General features: G+C 67.1%; 22 protein-coding genes. 15 read left to right on the top strand and 7 right to left on the bottom strand.

Annotation, left to right across the window (positions count from 1 at the left end; genetic code table 11):
• Positions 1–56: 56 nt before the first annotated feature.
• On the top strand, positions 57–773 hold the full coding sequence (locus tag P3L18_RS07645; protein ID WP_006369034.1) for a PE-PPE domain-containing protein: 717 nt from the start codon (positions 57–59) through the stop codon (positions 771–773).
• A gap of 16 nt (positions 774–789) precedes the next feature.
• On the opposite strand, the gene P3L18_RS07650 is transcribed toward P3L18_RS07645, so the two are convergent.
• Positions 790–1,503 carry an NUDIX hydrolase gene (locus P3L18_RS07650; protein ID WP_265077306.1) on the bottom strand — a complete coding sequence of 238 codons (714 nt, stop codon included), beginning with the start codon at positions 1,501–1,503 and terminating at the stop codon, positions 790–792.
• Between the two features lie 96 nt (positions 1,504–1,599).
• Between P3L18_RS07650 and P3L18_RS07655 the strand changes: the two genes are divergently transcribed.
• On the top strand, positions 1,600–2,868 hold the full coding sequence (locus tag P3L18_RS07655; protein ID WP_276113764.1) for a VWA domain-containing protein: 1,269 nt from the start codon (positions 1,600–1,602) through the stop codon (positions 2,866–2,868).
• A 253-nt stretch (positions 2,869–3,121) separates the two neighbouring features.
• On the top strand, positions 3,122–4,108 hold the full coding sequence (locus P3L18_RS07660; protein ID WP_276113765.1) for an ADP-ribosylglycohydrolase family protein: 987 nt from the start codon (positions 3,122–3,124) through the stop codon (positions 4,106–4,108).
• Positions 4,109–4,124: 16 nt separating this feature from the next.
• Here the strand turns inward: P3L18_RS07660 and P3L18_RS07665 are convergent, their stop codons facing one another.
• The gene (locus P3L18_RS07665; RefSeq protein WP_276113766.1) at positions 4,125–5,021 is read right to left on the bottom strand and encodes a LysR substrate-binding domain-containing protein; all 897 of its coding nucleotides are present in this window, start codon (positions 5,019–5,021) and stop codon (positions 4,125–4,127) included.
• 144 nt (positions 5,022–5,165) lie between these two features.
• On the opposite strand from P3L18_RS07665, the gene P3L18_RS07670 reads away from it, so the two are divergent.
• The 4 genes from P3L18_RS07670 (at position 5,166) to P3L18_RS07685 (ending at position 9,067) form a co-directional block, all read left to right on the top strand.
• Positions 5,166–6,359, top strand: a complete 1,194-nt coding sequence (locus P3L18_RS07670; protein WP_276113767.1) for a cytochrome P450 — start codon at positions 5,166–5,168, stop codon at positions 6,357–6,359.
• Between the two features lie 38 nt (positions 6,360–6,397).
• Complete coding sequence (locus P3L18_RS07675; RefSeq protein WP_079928360.1) at positions 6,398–6,715, top strand: 2Fe-2S iron-sulfur cluster-binding protein; 318 nt, start codon at positions 6,398–6,400, stop codon at positions 6,713–6,715.
• Between the two features lie 2 nt (positions 6,716–6,717).
• On the top strand, positions 6,718–7,983 hold the full coding sequence (locus tag P3L18_RS07680; RefSeq protein ID WP_276113768.1) for an FAD-dependent oxidoreductase: 1,266 nt from the start codon (positions 6,718–6,720) through the stop codon (positions 7,981–7,983).
• Between the two features lie 103 nt (positions 7,984–8,086).
• On the top strand, positions 8,087–9,067 hold the full coding sequence (locus P3L18_RS07685; RefSeq protein ID WP_006369024.1) for a helix-turn-helix domain-containing protein: 981 nt from the start codon (positions 8,087–8,089) through the stop codon (positions 9,065–9,067).
• 44 nt (positions 9,068–9,111) lie between these two features.
• Here the strand turns inward: P3L18_RS07685 and P3L18_RS07690 are convergent, their stop codons facing one another.
• Together P3L18_RS07690 and P3L18_RS07695 are read right to left on the bottom strand one after the other, a co-directional pair.
• Positions 9,112–9,414, bottom strand: coding sequence for an EthD family reductase (locus P3L18_RS07690; protein ID WP_014358331.1), 303 nt, complete (start codon positions 9,412–9,414; stop codon positions 9,112–9,114).
• On the bottom strand, positions 9,414–10,682 hold the full coding sequence (locus P3L18_RS07695) for a styrene monooxygenase/indole monooxygenase family protein (protein WP_276113769.1): 1,269 nt from the start codon (positions 10,680–10,682) through the stop codon (positions 9,414–9,416). Before P3L18_RS07695 ends, P3L18_RS07690 begins: the two co-directional genes overlap by 1 nt.
• 301 nt (positions 10,683–10,983) lie before the next feature.
• Between P3L18_RS07695 and P3L18_RS07700 the strand changes: the two genes are divergently transcribed.
• A complete protein-coding gene (locus tag P3L18_RS07700; RefSeq protein WP_211543031.1) occupies positions 10,984–11,469 on the top strand; it encodes a flavin reductase family protein in 486 nt (161 codons plus the stop codon).
• Between the two features lie 133 nt (positions 11,470–11,602).
• Here the strand turns inward: P3L18_RS07700 and P3L18_RS07705 are convergent, their stop codons facing one another.
• A complete protein-coding gene (locus tag P3L18_RS07705) occupies positions 11,603–11,953 on the bottom strand; it encodes a DUF2200 domain-containing protein (protein WP_006369019.1) in 351 nt (116 codons plus the stop codon).
• A 102-nt stretch (positions 11,954–12,055) separates the two neighbouring features.
• Between P3L18_RS07705 and P3L18_RS07710 the strand changes: the two genes are divergently transcribed.
• Positions 12,056–13,960, top strand: a complete 1,905-nt coding sequence (locus P3L18_RS07710; protein WP_276113770.1) for a TerD family protein — start codon at positions 12,056–12,058, stop codon at positions 13,958–13,960.
• Between the two features lie 45 nt (positions 13,961–14,005).
• Here the strand turns inward: P3L18_RS07710 and P3L18_RS07715 are convergent, their stop codons facing one another.
• On the bottom strand, positions 14,006–15,016 hold the full coding sequence (locus P3L18_RS07715) for a LacI family DNA-binding transcriptional regulator (RefSeq protein ID WP_006369017.1): 1,011 nt from the start codon (positions 15,014–15,016) through the stop codon (positions 14,006–14,008).
• Between the two features lie 183 nt (positions 15,017–15,199).
• Here P3L18_RS07715 and P3L18_RS07720 point away from each other — a divergent pair, with 183 nt between their 5' ends.
• The 6 genes from P3L18_RS07720 to P3L18_RS07745 all read left to right on the top strand — a co-directional run bounded on the left by P3L18_RS07720 (position 15,200) and on the right by P3L18_RS07745 (position 20,320).
• Positions 15,200–16,198, top strand: coding sequence for an asparaginase (locus P3L18_RS07720; protein ID WP_276113771.1), 999 nt, complete (start codon positions 15,200–15,202; stop codon positions 16,196–16,198).
• 1 nt (position 16,199) lies between these two features.
• Positions 16,200–17,081 carry a polysaccharide deacetylase gene (locus tag P3L18_RS07725; RefSeq protein WP_276113772.1) on the top strand — a complete coding sequence of 294 codons (882 nt, stop codon included), beginning with the start codon at positions 16,200–16,202 and terminating at the stop codon, positions 17,079–17,081.
• 72 nt (positions 17,082–17,153) lie between these two features.
• Positions 17,154–18,506 carry an MFS transporter gene (locus P3L18_RS07730; protein WP_014358326.1) on the top strand — a complete coding sequence of 451 codons (1,353 nt, stop codon included), beginning with the start codon at positions 17,154–17,156 and terminating at the stop codon, positions 18,504–18,506.
• Positions 18,503–19,267, top strand: a complete 765-nt coding sequence (locus P3L18_RS07735) for an SDR family NAD(P)-dependent oxidoreductase (RefSeq protein ID WP_276113773.1) — start codon at positions 18,503–18,505, stop codon at positions 19,265–19,267. Before P3L18_RS07730 ends, P3L18_RS07735 begins: the two co-directional genes overlap by 4 nt.
• 13 nt (positions 19,268–19,280) lie before the next feature.
• Positions 19,281–20,015, top strand: coding sequence for an SDR family NAD(P)-dependent oxidoreductase (locus tag P3L18_RS07740; protein ID WP_276113774.1), 735 nt, complete (start codon positions 19,281–19,283; stop codon positions 20,013–20,015).
• A 47-nt stretch (positions 20,016–20,062) separates the two neighbouring features.
• A complete protein-coding gene (locus P3L18_RS07745) occupies positions 20,063–20,320 on the top strand; it encodes a hypothetical protein (protein ID WP_276113776.1) in 258 nt (85 codons plus the stop codon).
• Here the strand turns inward: P3L18_RS07745 and P3L18_RS07750 are convergent.
• Entirely contained in the window at positions 20,305–20,778 is a 474-nt protein-coding gene (locus P3L18_RS07750) for a hypothetical protein (protein ID WP_211543037.1), read from the bottom strand. The genes P3L18_RS07745 and P3L18_RS07750 overlap by 16 nt on opposite strands.
• Positions 20,779–20,821 lie beyond the last annotated feature (43 nt).

Raw genomic sequence — 20,821 nt, forward strand, 5'->3', positions numbered from 1 at the left:
CACCGCGTAGTGTCCTGTGGGTCCACAATTACACGGGGGTTACGAATGGATCTTCAGTGCAACATCTGCGTGCCCGAATTGTCCTGTTCGCCTCCACCGTCGCCGTCCTCGCCGGACTGATCACCACGGCTCCCGCTCATGCGGCCCCTGCCAAGTCCCCGGCCGACGCCCAGGCCACGACCGTATTGACCTGTCAGCCATTGGATCTCAATCTCGGCAACCTGTTCGACCTGATGAACACCACGTTGAGCGGGTTCGCGCCGTCGCACGGCACGCCGGTGACCGTGCCCTCGAATGCCGATTTGACGATGGCCGGATTGAATGCCGGGCGCGACGCATTGAACACCGCAATCATGAATACTCCCGGCAAGAAGATCGTTTTCGGCTACTCGCGCGGTGCACAGATCGCCTCGGAATGGCTCCGGTACTACGCGAACAAACCGGGCGCCCCCGCCGCCGATGAGCTTTCCTTCGTGCTGATCGGGAATCCGCAACGACGTCTCGGTGGAGCGCCCGGGAAAACGCTCGACGGCGTTCAGCTGCTGCCCACACCGGACACCACCCAGTACTCCGTCACCGACCTCAGCCGCCGCTGGGACGGCTGGGCCAACACCGACAACTGGCCCGACGGCGCCAGCTTCAGCGCCTCGAATTACCTGAACACCATCGGCCGGTGGATCGTCCACTCCAACTACACCCAACAGTCCGTCACCGATCCCGCCAACATGACCCGCGCCGTCGTCGGCCACACCACCTATGTGGTGACGCCCTGACGGCGCGGTGACGGACTCACGAGTCCGCGTCCTTGCTCGGGAGCTTCCATCCGAATGTCGCCGTCGGCGGGGCGTTTCGCGCGTACAGGCGGGCCGGCCGACCCCCGGCCACCCTCGTCACCGGCTCGCCCGCACCGTCGACCTGCGGCGCGAGTAGCGGCTGCACCCGCCGGTTGAACGAGTCCCGCATCAGCCGTCGACCGAGGATCGCCTCGTGCAGTTCCCGCAGTTCGGTGAGGGTGTAGGGCGTCGGCAGCAGGTTGTCGGGGTCGGGGCGATCCTCATAGCGTTCACGAAGACTGTCGGTGGCGGCTGCGATGATCTGGTCATGGTCGTAGAGCAGTGGCTCGTCTGACTCCAACGCACCGGTGGGAGAGACCGGAACCAACTCACCGACCACGCTCGTCAGCTGCGCGGCAGGCAGCGCGACGGCATGTGCGATCGAGATCGTCCACCCGCGGGGATCGCGATCAGGATCGTCGAACACCCGCAGCAGATGCGGGTGGACGCGGTCGGGCGAGAGCCCCAACTTGAGTTCGAGCACCTCGCGCACGGTGTCGGCGACGCTGCGCCGCTCGCGGATGAATCGTCCGGGCAGCATCGCGGTACCGGCGTCATCGCGCTGGATCACCACGCACAGATGCGCGTCGACGACGCTGAGTACGGCGATGTCGACGGCGACGCTGGGTCGCGGATAGTCGGTCAGACGACTGCTTTTCCCGGCGGCCACGAACGACAGACTATGCGAATGTCTGCGCAAAGTAGTAATCTCATAATCGCGCAAAGTCGCCTCGGTCCGATGCCGGGGCGGAGAGAGGAAGACACCATGCAGTTCTCCGCCGCCCTCGACGTCGACGTCGTGGCCCTCGAGGCCGCCGACGAGGTGACCGTCATGCTCGATCTTCAGGCCCCCGCCGCTGCTCCGGCAGACTCCGCGCGGCCACCGACCGCGTTGCAGATCGTCCTCGATCGCAGCGGCTCGATGAGCGGCCCGCCGTTGGCCGGCACCCAGCAGGCACTGGCCGGCGTTGTCGCCCAACTCGATCCGAAGGATGTCTTCGGCCTCGTCGCGTTCGACGACGCCGCGATGGTGGTGGTCCCGGCAGCACCGCTGACCGACAAGCTGCGCGCGATCGATGCCATCGGTGCGGTGACCCCGGGCGGATGCACCGACCTGTCGTCGGGGTATCTGCGGGGTCTGCAGGAGTTGCGCCGCGCCACCGCGAGTGCAGGCGTCCGCGGCGGCACGGTGCTGGTGATCAGTGACGGCCACATCAACACCGGCATCCGCGACCACGACGAATTCACCGGCATCGCCGCCAAGGCCGCGGCCGACGGCATCACCACCTCCACCCTCGGTTACGGCCGCGGCTACGACGAGTCACTGCTGGAGGTGATCACCCGAGCAGGCAACGGCAACCACGGTTTCGCCGACAACCCGGATGCCGCCGGTGCGGCGATCGGCGCCGAAGTCGACGGACTGCTCGCGAAGTCCGCGCAGGCGGTCACACTGACGGTGCGCTACGTCGAGCAGGTCGGCGAGCTCGCGCTGTACAACGATCTTCCGGCCCATCAGATCGGCAACGGCGAGGTGATGATCGAACTCGGCGACCTCTACGCCGACGAACAGCGGAAGCTGTTGCTACGCATGAAGGTCGACGGTCTCGCCGCGCTTGGCCTCACCCAGCTCGCGACCTTGGAGCTGCGCTATGTGGAGACCGCCACCCTGACCGAACACACGGTGGCACTACCGATCTCGGTGAACGTGGTGCCCGGCGACGAACTCGGGGACCGTGTTCCCGACCCCGTCGTCCAGTCGGAGAAGCTGTACCAGGAGGGCCAGCAGGCCAAGCTCAAGGCCTCTCGCGCCTACGAGGCGGGCGATCTCGCCGCCGGCTCGGCCCACCTCGCGCGCTCGCGCTCGAGTTACGAGAGCGCGATGATGGCCGCCCCACCGGCCGCGGCCGCCGCCATGGCCGCAGAGATCGACTTCGTCGATCAGTTGGAGAACGACGCAACGGTTCTCGGTGCCGGCTACGCCTCCAAACGCTCCCGCGACTCCTTCCACGAGGGCAACCGCAAGCGCGGGCGGTAAACCGCCGACGTCACCCTCCTCCCGATAGCCGCGACACCTTCATTCGGTGGTCGAGGCGCGAAGTCGCGCTAGCGCCGGAACCTTCTTTCCGGTGGTCGAGGTGCGAAGTCGCGCTAGCGCCGGAACCTTCTTTCCGGTGGTCGAGGTGCGAAGGCGCGCTAGCGCCTGAGCCTCGAGACCCCTTGCGCCGCTGCTGTTTCCCGCCCCAACCACCCCCTACCACCCCACTCACCCCGAACCGGAGGAGCCACCCATGCCCCACCCCGACCGCGCTTACGGCGCCCTGCTCGGGACCGCCGTCGGCGACGCCCTCGGCGTTCCCTACGAGTTCTCCCGACGCCTCACCGCCGACGAGACACCGGAGATGACCGGCGGCGGTCTGGGCGGATACGAACCCGGCGAGTGGAGCGACGACACCACCATGGCCGTCGCGATCGCGCTGGCCGTCGCCGATGGCCACGACCTCACCTCCGAGACCGGGCTCGACGCCGTGGCACGCGGTTTCCTTCGCTGGTACCGGGATTTCAACGGCAGCCCGCCGGATATCGGCAATCAGACCCGAGCGGTGCTCGCTGCCACCGACCGCCGACTCCGCACCGACCCCGACGCGCACGTCGGCGCGATCATGCGAGAGGAATCGCTGGTCTTCGCCGCCGACCACCCCCGCTCGGCGGGCAACGGCGCGTTGATGCGCACCGCACCGGTGGTTCTCGCGCACCCCGACGACCGTGACACCCTCGCCCGGGCCGCCCGCGCGGTCGCGGGTCTCACCCACTCCGACGCCCTCGCCGGGGACTCGTGCGTCCTGTGGTGCGAGGCGATCCGCGTCGCCATCACCGAGGAGCGCATCGACGTCGGCGCCGGCCTCGACCTCATCCCTGCGACACGTCGCGACCAGTGGTCGTCGTGGATCGATCAGGCCACCACCGGGACACCGGATAGATTCTCGCCCAACGGTTTCACTGTGACTGCGTTCCAGGCGGCCACCGCTGCGGTCGTGCAGACCACCACCGACGATCCGACGACCCACCTCACCGAGGCGTTGTACACGGCGATCCGGATCGGCGACGACACCGATACCGTCGCCGCCATCGCCGGCGGACTCCTCGGCGCCCGGTGGGGTGCGAGCGCCATTCCCGAGCACTACCGACGTGCGGTGCACGGATGGCCGTTCGTCGACTCCCGTCCCACCGACGCCGACGACCTGCAACGTCTGTCGACCGAACCCGTCACGAGGTAAACCTCAGCCGCGCAGCCTATCCCGGTCCCGACACCCGTCCGGGTGCCCAGTCCAGGAAAGCCTGCAGGGGTCGTGAGGCCGCGCGACCACGGGGCCACGCGATCACGACGGCGACCGGATCAGGTGTGGGGTCCAGTTCTCGGACGATGAGCTTGCGCCCTTCGTGGCTGGTGTCGGAGGCGGGCCGGTTCACCAGCACGCTGTAGCCGAGCCCTCGGCCGACGAGGGATCGAGCGAGCTCGTAGTTGCCGGTGACGTATTCGACGCGCGGGCTCACCCCGGCGGCGGCCATCAGCGCCGAGGTGTTCTGCCAGGCGGGCGCCACGTCGAACTGGATGAACGGGTCGTCGGCCAACTCGCGCAACGACACCCGCTCGGCGTCGGCGAGGCGGTGATCTGCCGGCAGCAGGACGTGGGCGCGAACCTGATAGAGCGCACGGGTGTGCGGTAGCCCGGTGATGTCCCGGTCGTAGAGAATCGCTGCGTCGACCCGGCCGTCATCGAGGGCGGCGAGCAACTCGTCGCCCGACCCCTCGGTGAAGTCCACCTCGACCCGCGGGTGCGCCCGCCCGAAGCCGTCGAGGACCGCCGGCAGCAACGACGCCGACAACGTCGAGTAGATGCCGAGCATGAAGTGCCCGCGGACCTGACCGTCGGAGACCGGCGCGAGATCACGGGCGGCCGCCAGCAGCGACCGGGCCTGCGGCAGAAGGGCCCGGCCCGCGGTGGTCAAGGTGACCCCGTGTGCGCGCCGTCGTATCAGCAACGCCTCACCGAGGTGTTTCTCCAGCTCGGTGACCGCGGTGTTCACCGCTGACGGCGACGAATGCAACGCACCCGCGGCGTGCGCGATGGTGGCGTGGTCGGCGACAGCGACGAAACACTCCAGTTGACGCAGGGTGAAGTCCGGCATTCATCGATCCTCTCGTGTTTTTAGCACGAAATTCACCGCTTTACGCGTGTTTGATTGCCTGGTGCACTCAGAGGTGACCGCGAACACAGCTCCGACCGCATCCAGCCCAAGTCACCCCCTCCCCATCTCACCGAGGAGTCCTCGATGACCACCACCTCACCCGCACACCCGGCGGTCACCGCCGACTGGGTCACCCTCGACGATCTGCACCGCGACCCTTTCCCGATTTATGCACGACTGCGCCGCGAGACCCCGGTTGCCTACGTGCCCGCGGCCGGCCGGTTCTTCGTGACCCGCTATCACGACGTGCACACCGTCGACCACGATCCCGACACCTTCACCGCCGACGAGACGAACTCACTGATGAAGCGGGCGATGGGGCATTCGATGCTGCGCAAGGACGATCCCGCGCATGCCATCCAGCGCGCCTCCTACGGCGGAGTACTCAAACCCCGTGCGATCACACAGGTGTGGAGTGCTCGCTTCGCCGAGAACTTCGAGCGTTTCTTCGCCGAGTTCACCGCCAAGGGCCCGGGCGCCGACCTCGTCACCGATTTCGCCGCCCCCTACGCCGCGGAAAACCTGCGCGTTGTCCTGGGTTTCGAGAACGCCACCCACGAGGACATGCTGCGGTGGAGTCAGACCATGATCAACGGCACCGGCAACTACGCCGACGACCCGCAGGTGTGGGAGGCCGCGCGCCGCTCTTATGACGAGGTCGATCAGGCGCTCGACGAGATGCTCACCCGGGTGCGCACCACCCCCGATGACTCGCTGATCGCCCACATCGCGGCCTTCGGGGACGACGAGGTCACCCTCGCCGATACGCGTGCCAATCTCAAGATGTCGATCGGCGGCGGTATCAACGAACCCCGTGATGCGTTGGCCACCACGGTGTGGGCGCTGCTCGAACGGCCGGATCAGCTCACCTCCGTACGCGGAAAAGGCTGTTGGAAAGATGCTTTCGAGGAAAGTGTCCGGTGGGTGGCGCCGATCGGGATGTATCCCCGGCAGACCACGCGTGCAGTCGAACTCGGCGGCATGCTGTTGCCGGCGGGCGCGAAGCTCGGTGTGGTGGCGTTGAGCGCCAACCGTGACGAGGAAGTCTTCGAGCGCGCCGATGAGTACGACGTGTTCCGCCCCAAGGTGCCACACCTCGGCTTCGGGGGCGGTGCGCACTTCTGTGCGGGCGCATGGGTGGCCCGTTCCCAGATCGCCGATATCGCCCTCCCCGCCCTCTTCGATCGCCTGCCGGGACTGCACCTCGACCCCGAGCGCCCCGCCCGCATCGAGGGCTGGGTGTTCCGCGGCATGACCGCCCTACCCGTGCGCTGGTAGACGAAAACCATTCCGGTACAGCAGAGAAGAGGATCACCATGCCACAGATCACGTATCAGCACCCCGACGGCACCGTCGACCACGTGGAGGCCGACACCGGCATCTCCGTGATGCGCGCGGCCCTGGAGAACGGTGTCGCCGGCATCGTCGGCGAATGCGGCGGCCAGGCGATGTGTGCGACCTGCCACGTCTACGTCGACGACGCCGCGGCGTTGCCGCCGATCGGCGACGATGAGGAGGAGATGCTCGACTGCACCGCCGCCGACCGCACCGACGCCTCGCGGCTCGGCTGCCAACTCCGCAGCGGTGAGCACTTCTCCGCTCTGGCCGTCCGCGTCCCCGAAGCGCAGGTGTGACGATGGATTCGGTGGTGATCGTCGGCGCCGGGCATGCCGGCGTCGAGGCCGCGGACGCGTTGCGCCGCAATGGTTACGACGGCGAGGTGACGCTGGTGGACCGTTCCGGCCATCTCCCCTATCAGCGTCCACCACTGTCCAAGGATTACGTCACCTCGGCCGCAAGCCCGTCACCACTGCCGTTGCGACCCTCGACGTTCTACGACGACAACGGTATCGACCTACGCCTCGGTGTCGGCGTCGACGGGATCGATCGTGGTCGGCACACGGTGAGGCTCGCCGACGGCGCCGCACTCCCCTTCGACCATCTCGTCCTCGCCACCGGCGCCCAGCCACGCCGATTGAGCTGCCCCGGAGCCGATCTCGACGGCGTTCACCATCTACACACCGTCGACGACGCCGCCCGCCTCCACGCCGCCCTCACCGAGGCGAGCAGGGTGGTCGTCGTCGGCGCCGGCTTCATCGGCCTGGAGTTCGCCTCGGCGGCCGTCGATCGCGGGGTTCCGGTGACCGTCCTCGACGTCGCCGACCGCCCCATGGCCCGCGTACTCAGCGCATCGAGCTCACAGCTGTTCGCCGACCTGCACGAAAGCCGCGGTGTGCAATTGTGTTTCGGTACTGGAGTGCAGCGCATCGACGGTTCCGACGGCCATGTGACAGCGGTCGTGGACGACTCGGGCACCCGCCTTCCCGCCGACCTCGTGGTCGTCGGCATCGGCGCCGTCCCCGACACCCGTCTCGCCCGCGATGCCGGGCTCACCGTCGACAACGGCGTCGTCGTCGACGAGTACCTGCGCACCGATGACCCACACATCTTCGCCGTCGGCGATGCGGCGTCGTTCCCCGGTCACCACACCGCCGGACGGGTGCGGCTCGAAGCCGTCCAGAACGCCACCGATCAGGCGCGCTGCGTCGCCGCGTCGATCTGCGGTGCGCCACTGCCCTATTCCGCGGTGCCATGGTTCTGGACGGTGCAATGCGGACGAAAGTTGCAGATCGCCGGCCTGCCCGCGACCGCCGAGGAGATGGTGCGACTCGGCGACCCGGTCGCGGACAAGGGCAGCATCCTCGGCTTCGTCGACAACTCCCTGGCGTGGGTCGAGAGCGTCGGCGCACCGGCCGATCACCTCGCCGCCCGCACGCTACTCGCCCACCGACCGGCCCCGCTCACGCCGGATCGGGCCCGCGAACCAGGCTTCTCCCTCAAGGCTCACGCCAAGGCCGTGCGCGCTCAGCTCGACGTATCGGAGTCATTGGTTACGTTGTGACAGAACAGTTCTCCGCACCACTTACACCCAACGAGTTGTCCGATAATGCTGTTGGGAAAGCACTTCGCCGACTACGCTGGAGGAGTTGATCGAAGGAGTCTCAGTGACGAGCGCACCACCCGCCGGCCGCACCGCAGGCACCGCCCAGCCGCCGGTTGCATTCGCCACCGAGTCGGCGCTGGCGTGGCAGCGGGTGGTGTCGCGGTCGTTCGTGCCGTTGATGGTCGACGACCTCTCCGACGGTCATTTCGCGGGCACCATTCGGGGCCGCGTCATCGACGACGTCTTCTTCTCGCGGCTCGCCGTCACCCCGCACGAGGTCCATCGCACGCCGGCCCTCATCGAGGCGTCGGAACGGTTGTTCTACAAGATCACGCTGATGATCGACGGTGCCGGCGAGCTGGTGCAGGACGGGCGCACGGCGTTGATGTCGCCGGGCAGCATCAGCGTCTACGACACCGCGCGCCCCTATGACCTGCGGTTTGCCGGTGACATCGACGCCGTGGTCATCATGTTCCCCAGGGATCTGATCGACCCGAGCCCCGATCACGTCCGCGCGATCACCGCGATCTCGTTGGGCCGGGAGGAGTCACTGACGCGACTGGTGGCGCCGCTACTGACCGAGATCTCGACGGATTTCGCCTCGGTCGAGGGTCCGGCCGCGGCGCGGGTGGTGCGCACGACGATCGACCTGATCTCGGCGTTGCTGAGCACCGCGGCACTCGCACGGGCCGTCGAGAGCGGCTCGCCCGGGCACCTGCCCCTGATGCTGCGGATTCGCGAGTACATCGGCGAGAACCTGCGCAACAGTGACCTCAATCCAGACGCGATCGCGCGGGCGGTGTACATCTCGACCCGCCATCTGCACGAGGTGTTCCACGAGCAGGGCACGACGGTCTCGGCGTGGATTCGTGAGCAGCGTATCGAGGCCATTCGCCGCGACCTGGCCGATCCGATGCATGCCCATCGCGCGATCGCCGACGTCGCCGCTTCATGGGGCTACCCCGACGCCTCCCACTTCTCACGCACTTTCCGCAAGCAGGTCGGCATGTCGCCCAGCGCATTTCGCCGGGCCGCGCAGTGAGCGCGACCCGGCGACAGGCGTGGCGATCGGTCCGTGCGGCGCGATCAGTGCGGGACAATCGGGTAGTCGATCACCACCGCACCGCCACTGGCATAGTTCGGCACATCGGCTTGTACCGCTTGACCTTCCGGTGACGACATCGCCGCTCCGAGCGCCGCGGCATCGGCGAAATCGCCTTCGAACACCGCGAAGTACGGGCTTTGCGGATCGGCGTTGATCGAGAGGCTGTGCCGCCAGTCGAGCAGCCCCGGCAGCGTCGCGGCGAGCGGGAGATGGGTGTTCTCGTAGTACTCGCGGAAGTGGTCGGGATCGTCCGGAGTCGGGTACAGCACAACGAGTTTGTGCATCAGGCGACCTTCCCGCTCGCCGTTGCCGCCCCCAGTGAGGCGTGCCGGGCGATCGCAGCGTCGACGCGCTCGGGGGTCGCCACCATGTCGCCGTTGCGGTGGGGGTGGCTGAAGTTCTCGGTGAATTCGTCACAGAGCGTGCGCATCTGGGACATCGCGCCCAATAGCTTCTGCAGATGCGGTGGCGTCGGGGTGGCGATCATGGTGTTGACCCAGGCGCTGAGTCCGTCGACGCGTTCGCGTCGGCGCAGGGCAACCTTCTTGGCGAACCGTTCGTCGACGATCTCGTCCTCGATGATCGCGTCGGCGACGACCTGCGCTTCGAAGGATGCCGAGTTCGCGCCCTGGCCGGTGACCGGGTCGACGGTCGAGTGCGCGTCGCCGAGCGCGAGAACGACCGTGCCGTCGTCGAGGAGCCGGTAGTCGTCGCGGATCACCGGCCGCACCGCGCCCTGCAGGATGTCGCCGGGCCGCATGAGCCTGAAGCGGGACTGATCGATGCGCTCGTAGACCGTCGGGTGATGCACCTTGAGCTTGTCGAGCAGCAGTTGCCGGTAGGCGTCGGGATCGTCGGATTCCTTCTGCGTCATCAGGATCTCGAGGTCTCCGCCGGGCACGTTCTCGCAGAGCAGCGCGCTGGCCCAGCCGTCGAAGGTGGTGATCGGCAGGTCGAGGAGTTCGCCGTGGCCGGGCGAGATGCTCATGGTCACCGCGCGCGGGTCGGTCTGCTCGACGCCGTCCCAGAATCCGACCGCGAGGTGACGCTGCGGCTTCGCGTACGGCGAGACGTCGGGTCGTTCGCCGAAGTACTCGCCGAACGACCGCTTGCCGGCGGCCACCACGACCAGATCATGCTCCCGGCCCAGCGCCGCGAAGTCCGACGGCTCGATGTTGCGGATCTCGATGGTGCCGCCGCGATTCTCGTATTCGGCCATCAATCTGGGCAGATAGATGCGGTAGTCGAGGACTCGGGAGGGACGCAGGAAGTCGCCGCGGAAGACCGGCGGGCCGTCGGGCACGTTGAGGTGGTGGTAGTGGACCTGGTAGCCGTACTCCTCGGCGGGCCAGAAGTTGACGCCCATCGCCGCCTCGCGGGCGATGGTCGGCGCGTGGTGCGAAACGCTGTTCTGCGGTCGGCCCGCAGCCACCTGGTCGGCGGTCTGGTTGGTGTAGATACGCGTGGTCACCCCGGCCTGTTGTAGGAGCAGGGCGAGGTGTAATCCGGCGGTACCTGCGCCGATGATTCCGATGTCGGGCGTGTCTGGCATGTGACTCTCCTTGGTGACGCGTGCGCCGTGGGGCGCTCGACGACGATGTCGGTGGAGCCATGGTGCGCCGCCGGCGGGCGCTGTGACACCCACCTCAGGGCGTCTCGCTCTGTGACACACAACTCCCGCGCGCATCGTCAAGTCGGCTTCGGCGATGCCCCCAGCGCTCTGGACCCGGGGTGCACGAGACTGTGCATTCCGCGCGCGACGCGCTCAACAGCACGTTCGCCCATTGCCGCGGTGTCCGAGGCGGCCCTAACGTCTGCGGTCATCGCCCACCGGACCTTGTAGGAGACTCGCGATGACCCTCACCGACGCACCGCCCACCCCTCATCTGCGCGGCGGATTCGGCCGCTTCGCCACCGGCGTCGCCGTGGTGACCTTTGACGGCACCGACGCCGACGGAACCACCAAACGCCATGGGCTGACCGTCAATTCGTTCACCTCGGTGTCCATGGATCCGCCGTTGGTGTTGATCTCCATCCAGCGCAACGTACGCGCACACGCCCTGTTGACCGGAAACCCGTTCACTGTCAACGTCCTCGGCGCCGAACAACGCGACCTCGCCATGCACTTCGCCGGCCGGCCCAACCAGGAACCCCGCTGGATCGAGGGCAGTCACGCGCCCCGCCTGGCCGACACCGCCTCCTGGTTCACCTGCACCCCGTGGGCCGAATACGACGGCGGCGACCACACCCTGTTCGTCGGCCGCGTCGAGGACTTCGGCTACCGCACCGGCGACTGCCTGGGCTTCCTCGACGGCGGGTTCGTCACCGTCCGGCCGTGATGCCCTTGGGCGGCCGAGGTTCTCCCCTCCGGACGTCCTCCGGCACCCCGCTCCTCCTCCCCTCCCCCCGATGGTCGAGGTGCGAGGCGCCCCAGGCGCCGAGCCTCGAGACCCCGCACGACGACAACGCACTTCACTCCCGCAGGATCGACGTCATCTTCTTCCCGCGCGCCACCTCGTCGACGAGCTTGTCCATGTACCGGATCTTCTGCATCAGCGGGTCCTCGATCTCCTCGACCCGGTACCCGCAGATCTTGCCGGTGATCAACGACGTATTCGGATTCATCTGCGGCGCCTCGGCGAAGAAGGCCTCCAGATCCACCTCGGCGTCAACGGCTTTCTGCAGCCCGTCGGCGTCGTAACCCGTGAGCCAGCAGATGACCTGATCGACCTCGGCCTGCGTGTGCCCTTTCCGCTCGACCTTCTGCACGTAGAGCGGATAGATGCTGGCGAACGGCATCCGGAGGAGTCTGTCGGCAGGCATGCTGTGGTCCTTCGCGGGTGGGCGGTTTGTCTGATCCGAACCTAGCGCGTCACCCGGTGGGAGGACAGCCCCGCACGGATGAGGGAACTACGATCGATCGCGATGAGTCTGGGCTTTCGGGTTGGTGTACCGGGGATGCGCGTGCGGGTGTCGACCCGGGGCGTCCGTGCGTCGGTGGGTCCCCGCATCGCACGAGTTCATGTGGGCAGCGGGCGTACTCGGGTGTCGACGGGGATGGGACCGTTTTTCGCCTCGACGGCGTTGTCATCCGGGCGCAGCGGATCGCGCCGTCGCACCACCACGACTCGACGCGGCGGCACTCGTTACACCGGCCCCTCGCCGGCACAACTCGCCCGTGCACAGCGGGCCGCCGAACGGGCCCAGCAGCAGGCCGAGCGTGATGCGGCGATCGAGCGTCTCCGCCAACTGCACCACGACACGACCACCGCGCACCTTCAGCAGTTTCCGACAGCGTCTCGTCCGATGTTGCCACCGCCGCCGGCGATCTCCACCGACGTGGTGCGCGCACAGGCAATGACGCTCTACCTCAACGGGATCGGACGATTCGCGCGCAGTGCCCGGGAACGGGCACGCGCCGACGCCGAGCTCGCCGCACGCATGTACCGCGACAGTGAATCACAACGCCTCAATCAGCTTCACGCACAACTGTCCGCCGAGGCCGACCGGTGGTGGCAAGCGTTGTGCGCCAACGAGGAAACCACCGTGTGCGAGGCGGTCAACGCGGCCTTCGCGGACAATCCTGCGGCGGGATGTGCGGTCGGCGTCGATGGGTCTGCGCTGTCGGTCATCATGCGTCTGCAGGATCTCGACACACTGCCGACGCAGATGCCGGCCCTCACGCCGGCCGGACGTCCCACTCTCAAGACCATGGCCAAGCGCGACCGGATGCGTTGGTGGATGCACATTCTCGTGTCCAATCTGGCGGCGACGGTGTCCGAGGCATTGGCCACGGCCCCGTCGATCACCACGGTCAACGCCGCGGTGATCACCCGGATGCCCGACACCGCGCGTCTCGGTCTGATCGCCTACGGGTCGTGGACGCGGGACGAGGTCGAGCGGGTGTCGTGGCGGACCGCCGACGACGCCTGGCGGCTTCTCGACATCGGCACCGAGGTGCGCTGTGGCATCAAGGCGACCGCGTCCGGCAACATTTCCTCCTCGGTCACCTCGTTGCCGCTGGACGGACTTCCCGGTGTCGCAACGCTTCTCGACAACTGCGAGGTGGACGACGACGACTCGGTTCTCGGCGACCTGGATGCCGATCTCCAGGGTGAGCAATCGCCGGCCGGCCCGGCCGACTCCACCCCGTACACCCTCGCGCCTTTCGGAGAATGGTTGCAGGAGCAACTTGCCCGCCCGCAACCGGATCGCACCAACGCCTCGCCGGCCGCCGATCCCCTGCCGCCGACAGGGCCCTCGCCGGCCGGTGGCCGACCAGAACCCCACGCGTACACCATGAGTGCCGGCGAGTCCATCGTCCTACCCGATGCCGCGCACGCGGAGGTCCGGGTGGAGTTCACCACCGCAGGCGGCGCGGCCGACCTCGGATTGTTGTTGCTCGACGCCCACGAGCGCGTGGTCGATGACCACGCGTTCATCTTCTACAACCAGCCCTGCAGCGCTGACGGCAGCGTACGGCTGACGGGCAAGAGCCACAACGGTTCCGGTTCTCGGGAAGGCGCTGTGGTGTACCCAGGTGCCCTGAATCCCCGGATCGTCAAGGTTCTGATCTGCGCCACCGCGGACGTCGACACCGATCAGACCTTCGACAGCATCGCCCCCACAACTCTGTCCGTTGCCGCGAACGAGAACCACTGGGTATTCACGCCTCGGCCGGAACCCGGTATCCGTGCACTTGTCCTGGGCGAGATCTACTTACGCGGCCGGCCCGCCGGAACCGAGTGGAAGCTGCGAGCGCTCGGCCAGGGGTGGCGCGAAGGGCTTGGCGCGCTGGTTCGTGCCTATGGTGTCAGCGTTGACGAGTAGGCACGCCGCCATGACGACCTCACGACGATCGAACCGATCCATGGCTCACGTACTGCTCCGCACGATCAGCTCCGGTTCCAGCAGCACCGACTCCGGCTCCTCACCGGCAAGCACCTGCATCAGCAAACCCACGGCGCGCCTGCCCATCTCGTGCATCGGGGAGCGGATCGTCGTCAGCGGCAATGCCCCGGCCGCGGCCAGTGGGGTGTCGTTGTAGCCCACGAGCGCGACGTCGTCGGGGACGCGTAACCCCGCGTCACGCAGCGCGCCGAGCGCCCCCAGTGCGGCAAAGTCGTTGGTGGCGAACAGCGCGTCCGGCACCTCGCCTCGCTCGAGGATCTGTTCGACCGCTCGCCGGCCACCGGCGGGGTCGAATCCCGAGAAGATGACGGCCGACTCGGGAACCTCAATGCCGTTGTCGGACAGCGCTTCCACCGCACCACGCGTGCGGTCTCTGGCCGTCGAGGTGAACTCCAGGCCCGCCACGACGCAGACCTTCTTGCGGCCGGTGTCGGCGAGGTGTTGTCCCACCAGCCGGCCGCCGAGTACGTCGTCGACCGTCGCCGACGGATAGGAACCCGCGCTCCTCGATACGAGAGTGAACTTGATGCCTTGTGCGTCAACCTCATCGAGGAACTCGTGATCGAGGTGGGCATCACCGTAGATCAGTCCGTCGACCCGACGGTCGATCATCGCCTTGGTACGTGCGCGCTGCGCCTCGAGTCGGTCCAGCGAGTTGGTCACGAACGTCGACAGACCCGCTTCGCCTGCGGCCTCCTCGATCCCCTCATAGATGGTTGCCAGGACGTAGTCCTGCAGACGCGGCACCAACACCCCGATGAGCCCCGAGCGCCGCGTACGCAGGCTCGACGCCTGCGGATTGGGTGAGTAGCCGTTCTCCGTGGCGAAGGTGCGAATCCGTCCTACCGTGTCCGCCGAGGCCCAGCGCAACGCATCTTCACCCGGGGTGTTCAGCACTCGCGAAACCGTCGATGGGCTGACGCCGAGCTCAGTGGCGATCATCCGCAAAGTCAGGGGTCCACGCACCCGCCCCATGGTGCCTCCTCCCTCGACGTCGGTGCCCCACGTTACAAGAGCCGTTACACAAACGTTTGGCGCAATTTACACAAACGATTGCCACAAACGTTTGTGTTGTGGTTTGCTGATCGACATGACCCAGTTCACACCCAGCGCGCCACCGTCTCCGACGTGCGCCGATACGGCGATGAGGTGGCCCTGATGCACCGGATTGCCCTCATCGGAACCGGTGGGACGATCGCCTCCACTTCGACCTCAACCGGAGTCGTCGCCACCCGAACCGTCACCGACCTTCTAGGGACCACCGGACTCGCCGACGTGGAGGTCGAGTCGATCGATCTCATGACGGTGGGCTCCTACCGAATGACGCCTGCGCACCAACGCCGGATCAGCGACACCGTTGCCCAGCTCTTCGAGCGCACCGAGAATCCCGTCGACGGCATCGTCATCACCCACGGCACCGACACCATGGAGGAGACAGCCTTCCTCCTCGACCTGGTCCACGCCGACGCGCGACCGGTCGTCCTCACCGGCGCGCAACGCGCCAGTGATGCGCCGCACGGCGACGGTCCCCGGAATCTGGCCGACGCGGTCGCGGTGGCGGCCGACCCGCATGCCCGTAAGCTCGGCACATTGGTCGTCTTCGCCGGACAGATCCTTCCCGCAGCCGGGACCCGCAAGCTCCGCACCCGCGCCCTCGACGCGTTCGGCTCCACCACGCGTGAGCCGCTGGGCGAGGTCGCCGACGGCAAGGTCGTCATCCGAGAAACGCCCGCGCGACCCGCTGCGCTCCCCCGTCCCACCGACGCCTTCGACTCCACCCGCGTCGACATCATCGAGGTGTACCCCGGCGCCGATGCAACCCTGATCAACGCGGCGGTGGTCGCCGGTGCACGCGGAATTGTGCTGGCCGGCACCGGAATCGGCAACGCCAACCCGACGATCGTCGACACCTGCCGCCAACTCGCCGGTGACGGCATCCCGACGATTCTGGCCAGCCGGGTCCCGTTCGGCGAGGTCGCCGCCGTCTACGGGCACGGCGGCGGCACCGACATGGTGGCTGCCGGCGCGATCCTGTCCGGCTCACTGCCGGCCACCCAGGCACGCATCCTGCTCTCCCTGCTGCTGTCCCAATCATCGGACATCACAACCACTCTCACCCACATCATCGATACCTACACACCCACTCAGGAGGATTGACATGGCCAAGGACATCTTTGTCGCATTCGGGATCGACGTCGACGCCGTCGGCGGCTGGCTCGGCTCGTACGGCGGTGAGAACTCCCCGGGTGACATCTCCCGCGGTATCTTCGCCGGCGAGGTCGGGGTCCCGCGGCTCAACCAGCTGCTCGAACGCCATCAGCTTCCGGCGACCTGGTTCTGGCCCGGCCACTCCATCGAGACGTTCCCCGAACAGTTCGACGCCGTGGTCGCCGCCGGACACGAGATCGGACTCCACGGTTACAGCCACGAGAATCCGATCGCGATGTCACGCGAGCAGGAATCGGAGATCCTCGACCACTGCATCGACCTCATCGGCACCCGAACCGGCAAGCGCCCCACCGGATATGTCGCACCGTGGTGGGAGTTCAGCAAGGTGACCAACGAACTGCTGATCGAGCGTGGCATCGCCTACGACCACTCCCTCATGCACCGCGATTTCGAGCCCTACTACGTGCGCGTGGGGGACTCGTGGACACCCATCGACTACGACCAGCCCGCCGCCACCTGGATGAAACCACTGCAGCGCGGTCAGGAGACCGACCTCGTCGAGATCCCGGCCAGCTGGTACCTCGACGACCTGCCTCCGATGATGTTCATCAAGGGCAGCCCCAACAGCCACGGATTCGTCAATCCACGGCACATCGAGGAGATGTGGCGCGATCAGTTCGACTGGGTGTATCGCGAGATGGATTATGCGGTCTTCACTTTCACCATTCATCCCGATGTGTCCGGCCGACCGCAGGTGCTGTTGATGCTCGAACGACTGATCGAGCACATCAATGGCCACGACGGGGTCACCTGGACGACCTTCGACGCCATCGCCTCCGACTTCAAGTCCCGCCGGCCGCGCCAGAGCTGACCGGCAAAAGACCCGACGACGTGTCGCCCCTTCCCCACCGCTGTCACACCCTTTGACGAGAAAGACCCTCACATGCCCACCCAATCCTCCACGCAGCTCGGACTGCGCCGGGTGACCGGCCGAGAAACCCGCCGCGCCTCCGGAATCGCCTTCTTCGCCTGGACAATCGCCGTCTACGACTTCATCCTGTTCGGGACATTGCTCCCGCGAATCGAGGAGTCGTTCGGCTGGACCACCAGCCACGCCCTGCTCGTTTCCACCCTCGTCAGCGTCGGGACCGCGATCGTCGTGCTGCTCGTCGGGCCGATGGTCGACAAGCTGGGACGACGCAAGGGGATGATCATCTCCGTCGCCGGGACCGCCGCGTCGTCGGCCGCCACCGCTGCCACCTTCGGCGCCGGATCACTGATCGGTGTGCGCTCGATCAGCGGCCTCGGTCTGGCGGAGCAGTCGGTCAACGCCACCTACCTCAACGAACTCTATGAGCTGACCGAGGACGAGAAGATCAAGCGCCGCAAGGGCTTCGTCTACTCGATGGTGCAAACCGGATGGCCCGCGGGTGCGCTCATCGCAGCCGGCTTCGTCGCCATCGTGACCTCGATCTTCGGTGCCGACTCATGGCGCATCGCGTTCCTCCTGGCCACCGTTCCCGCGGTGATCGTTGCCCTGATCTGCCGCTCGCTCAAGGAGAGTCCGCAGTTCGAGGCTCATCAGGCCATCAAGAAGCTGCGGGCGGACGGCCGCGACGAGGAAGCCGCAGCGCTGGCCACGGCCACCGCCACCGTCGAGCAGACCGCCGCGCCGTTCAAACGGATCTTCCAGGGTAAGCACCTGCGCAACACCCTCGTACTCTCGGCGGCGTGGTTGCTCAATTGGTTTGGCATCCAGACGTTCTCGGTCCTCGGCACCACCGTGCTGGAGAAGGGCAAGGACATCGATGCCTCGAGCACCCTGCTCCTCGTCGTCGTCTCCAATCTCGTTGCCGTTGCCGGATATCTGGCCCACGGGTGGGCGGGTGACCGATTCGGGCGCCGCAACACCATCGCGGTCGGCTGGCTGCTCGCCGGAGTGTTCTTCGCGGCCATGCTGCTCGGTCCGTCCGGCCAGCTCTACGTCATGGTGACCTACATGATGGGCCTGTTCTTCCTCCTGGGACCGTACGCGGCCATCATGTTCTTCCAGGCCGAGTGCTTCGACACCGATTGCCGGGCAACAGGTTCGGCGTTCATCGGTGCGATGTCCCAGCCCGGGGCGATCATCTCGGGCTTCATCCTCACCGCTCTGACCGCGGCATCCATCGGCTACTCGACCGCGGCGCTCTGGGTGGGCGCGCTCGGCGCGGTGGCCTCCGGAGTGGTCGTTCTCGGTGCACGCAAGGTGTCGTCGCCGACTCCGGCGGTCGAGAACGCCGAGGTCACGTCATGAGTGAGAATCCCGTCGCGATGATCACCGGCGCGGCGTCCGGCATCGGGGCAGCGACATCGGTCTGCCTCGCCGAACGGGGGGTGCGCGTGGGTATCGGCACCTTCAGCGGCGATCCGCACGACCCCGAACACACTCTGCGTGCAGTACACGACGCCGGCGGTGAGGGACAGATCGTCGAGGTCGACGTTCGATCGACGGACTCGGTGAATGCGTTCGCCGAAAGCCTCGTCGCCGCCTGGGGTCGGCTCGACATCGTGGTGGCCAACGCCGGGATCCTGCGGCAGGCCTCGTTCACGGACCTGCGTGACGAGCAGTGGCACGACCTCCTCGACGTCGACCTGCACGGTGTGATGCGCACGGCACGAGCAGGTTTGCGTCACATGGGTGCCGGCGGTTCGGTGACCGCGGTGTCGTCGATCGCCGGCGGTGTATACGGGTGGCAGGATCACGCCCACTACGCCACCGCCAAGGCCGGTGTCCTCGGGTTGATCCGCAGCATCGCCGTCGAATTCGGGCCCCGACAGATTCGGGCCAACGCTGTCATCCCGGGTCTGATCCGCACGCCACAGTCCTCCGACGCGGTCAATTCGCTCGGTCCGGAAGGACTGGATCGAGCGGGTGATTACATCCCCTGGGGCCGAGTCGGGGATCCGCGTGAGGTGGCCGAGGTCATCGGCTTCCTGTCGAGTCCGGCGGCGTCGTACGTGAGCGGTCAGGCGATCGTCGTCGACGGCGCGCTGACCACCGCGATGCGCGACTGAGAGGATCACGCAGATGTCTGAACTTCTGAAAGGCAAGCGCGCCTTGGTGACCGGCGGCGCGTCGGGTATCGGCCTGGCGATCGGATCGGCATTCGTCGACGCCGGCGCCACCGTCGTGCTGGCCGACCGCAACCCGGTGGTCGCGACCGTTGCATCCGAAATCGGTTCCGAGGGAGTCGTTCTCGATGCGACGGCTGAGTCGGCGATCGTTGGCGTCGTGTCCGACATGGTGGCCCAACTCGGTGGGATCGACATCCTGGTGTGTTCCCATGGGATTCTCACCCAGGCGCCGGCATCCGAGATGACGAGCGCCCAGTGGCGCGAGACGATCGACATCGATCTGACCAGTGTGTTCATGCTCAACCGGGCGGTGTTGCCGACGATGATGTCGCAGAAGGACGGCCGCATCATCAATGTCGCATCGCAATTGGCGATCAAAGGTGGAGTGTCACTGGCGCACTACGCCGCCGCCAAAGCGGGCGTCATCGCGATGACCAAGTCCATCGCGCAGGAGGTCGCCGGCGACGGCGTGTTGGTCAATGCGATCGCGCCCGGACCCATCGAGACACCCCTGGTCGACGGTATCGACGACGACTGGAAACGAGCCAAGCGTGCCGAATTGCCGTTGGGCCGCTTCGGCACACCCGAGGAGGTGGCACCCACCGCGGTTCTGCTCGCGTCGAATCCCGGCGGGAATCTCTACGTCGGGCAGGTCCTGGGTCCCAACTCCGGAGACGTGATGCCCTGATGTGCGGTGGATGTGCCGGGGCGCCGGTGGACTGGGCCGCTCGCTGGGTGAGCGGGCCGCGTCGGCGGGCGGCGGTTGCCCGTCGGCTCGCGCCACTGGCTCCCCGGCTGTCCATCAGGGTGATCACTCAGGGGTGGACGGTCGGCACCGCAACGGGAGCCACCCACGTGTGCCGGACCTACGACGACCTCGTCGCCACCGTCGCACTGCACAGCGCCCATCCCGTTGCTCACCTCGCCCAGGTCGGGTTGGGCCCGGACTGGGACGAGGCGAGAAGGGCCGATCCACCTCACCAGAGGTCGTAGGAGACGTTCACGTTCGGGTATCCGGTCTCGATGTGCGGGGCGTTGATGAAGTAGTGGCCGCCGCCGGAGGTTCCGGTCATCGCGGTGTTCACGTTGCCCGCCATGTTCTCGATCTCGTAGGTGGCGCGCGGCCCGAAGGCGCCGATCCGGTAGTTGACGAAGTTCGTCTCCTCCGGGCTGTTCGGGGCGTTGGAGACCACGATCTCCGAGGCTCCGGGGGCCAGTGTCTGCCGCGGGGCCTGCACCCACTGGCCGGTGCCGGCGGTGGCGCCGTCCAACCATTCGGTCTTGTCGGTGTGGTTGGTGATCGTCATCGCGATCGTGGGCTCACCGGGATGGGTGACCGGGACGGTGCCCGCGCTGGCCAGTCCGGCACCGCCCAGTGCGAGACCGGCGGCAATGCCGATGCCGGCGATTCCGGCGAGTGCGCGGTTCTTCATGCTCTTCGAGATGTTCATGATGTTCCTCCTGTTCCGCGGGTCCTGGCCGGGAGTGGTCGGG

Source organism: Gordonia sp. N1V (assembly GCF_029269935.1).
Classification (GTDB): Bacteria; Actinomycetota; Actinomycetes; order Mycobacteriales; family Mycobacteriaceae; genus Gordonia; species Gordonia polyisoprenivorans.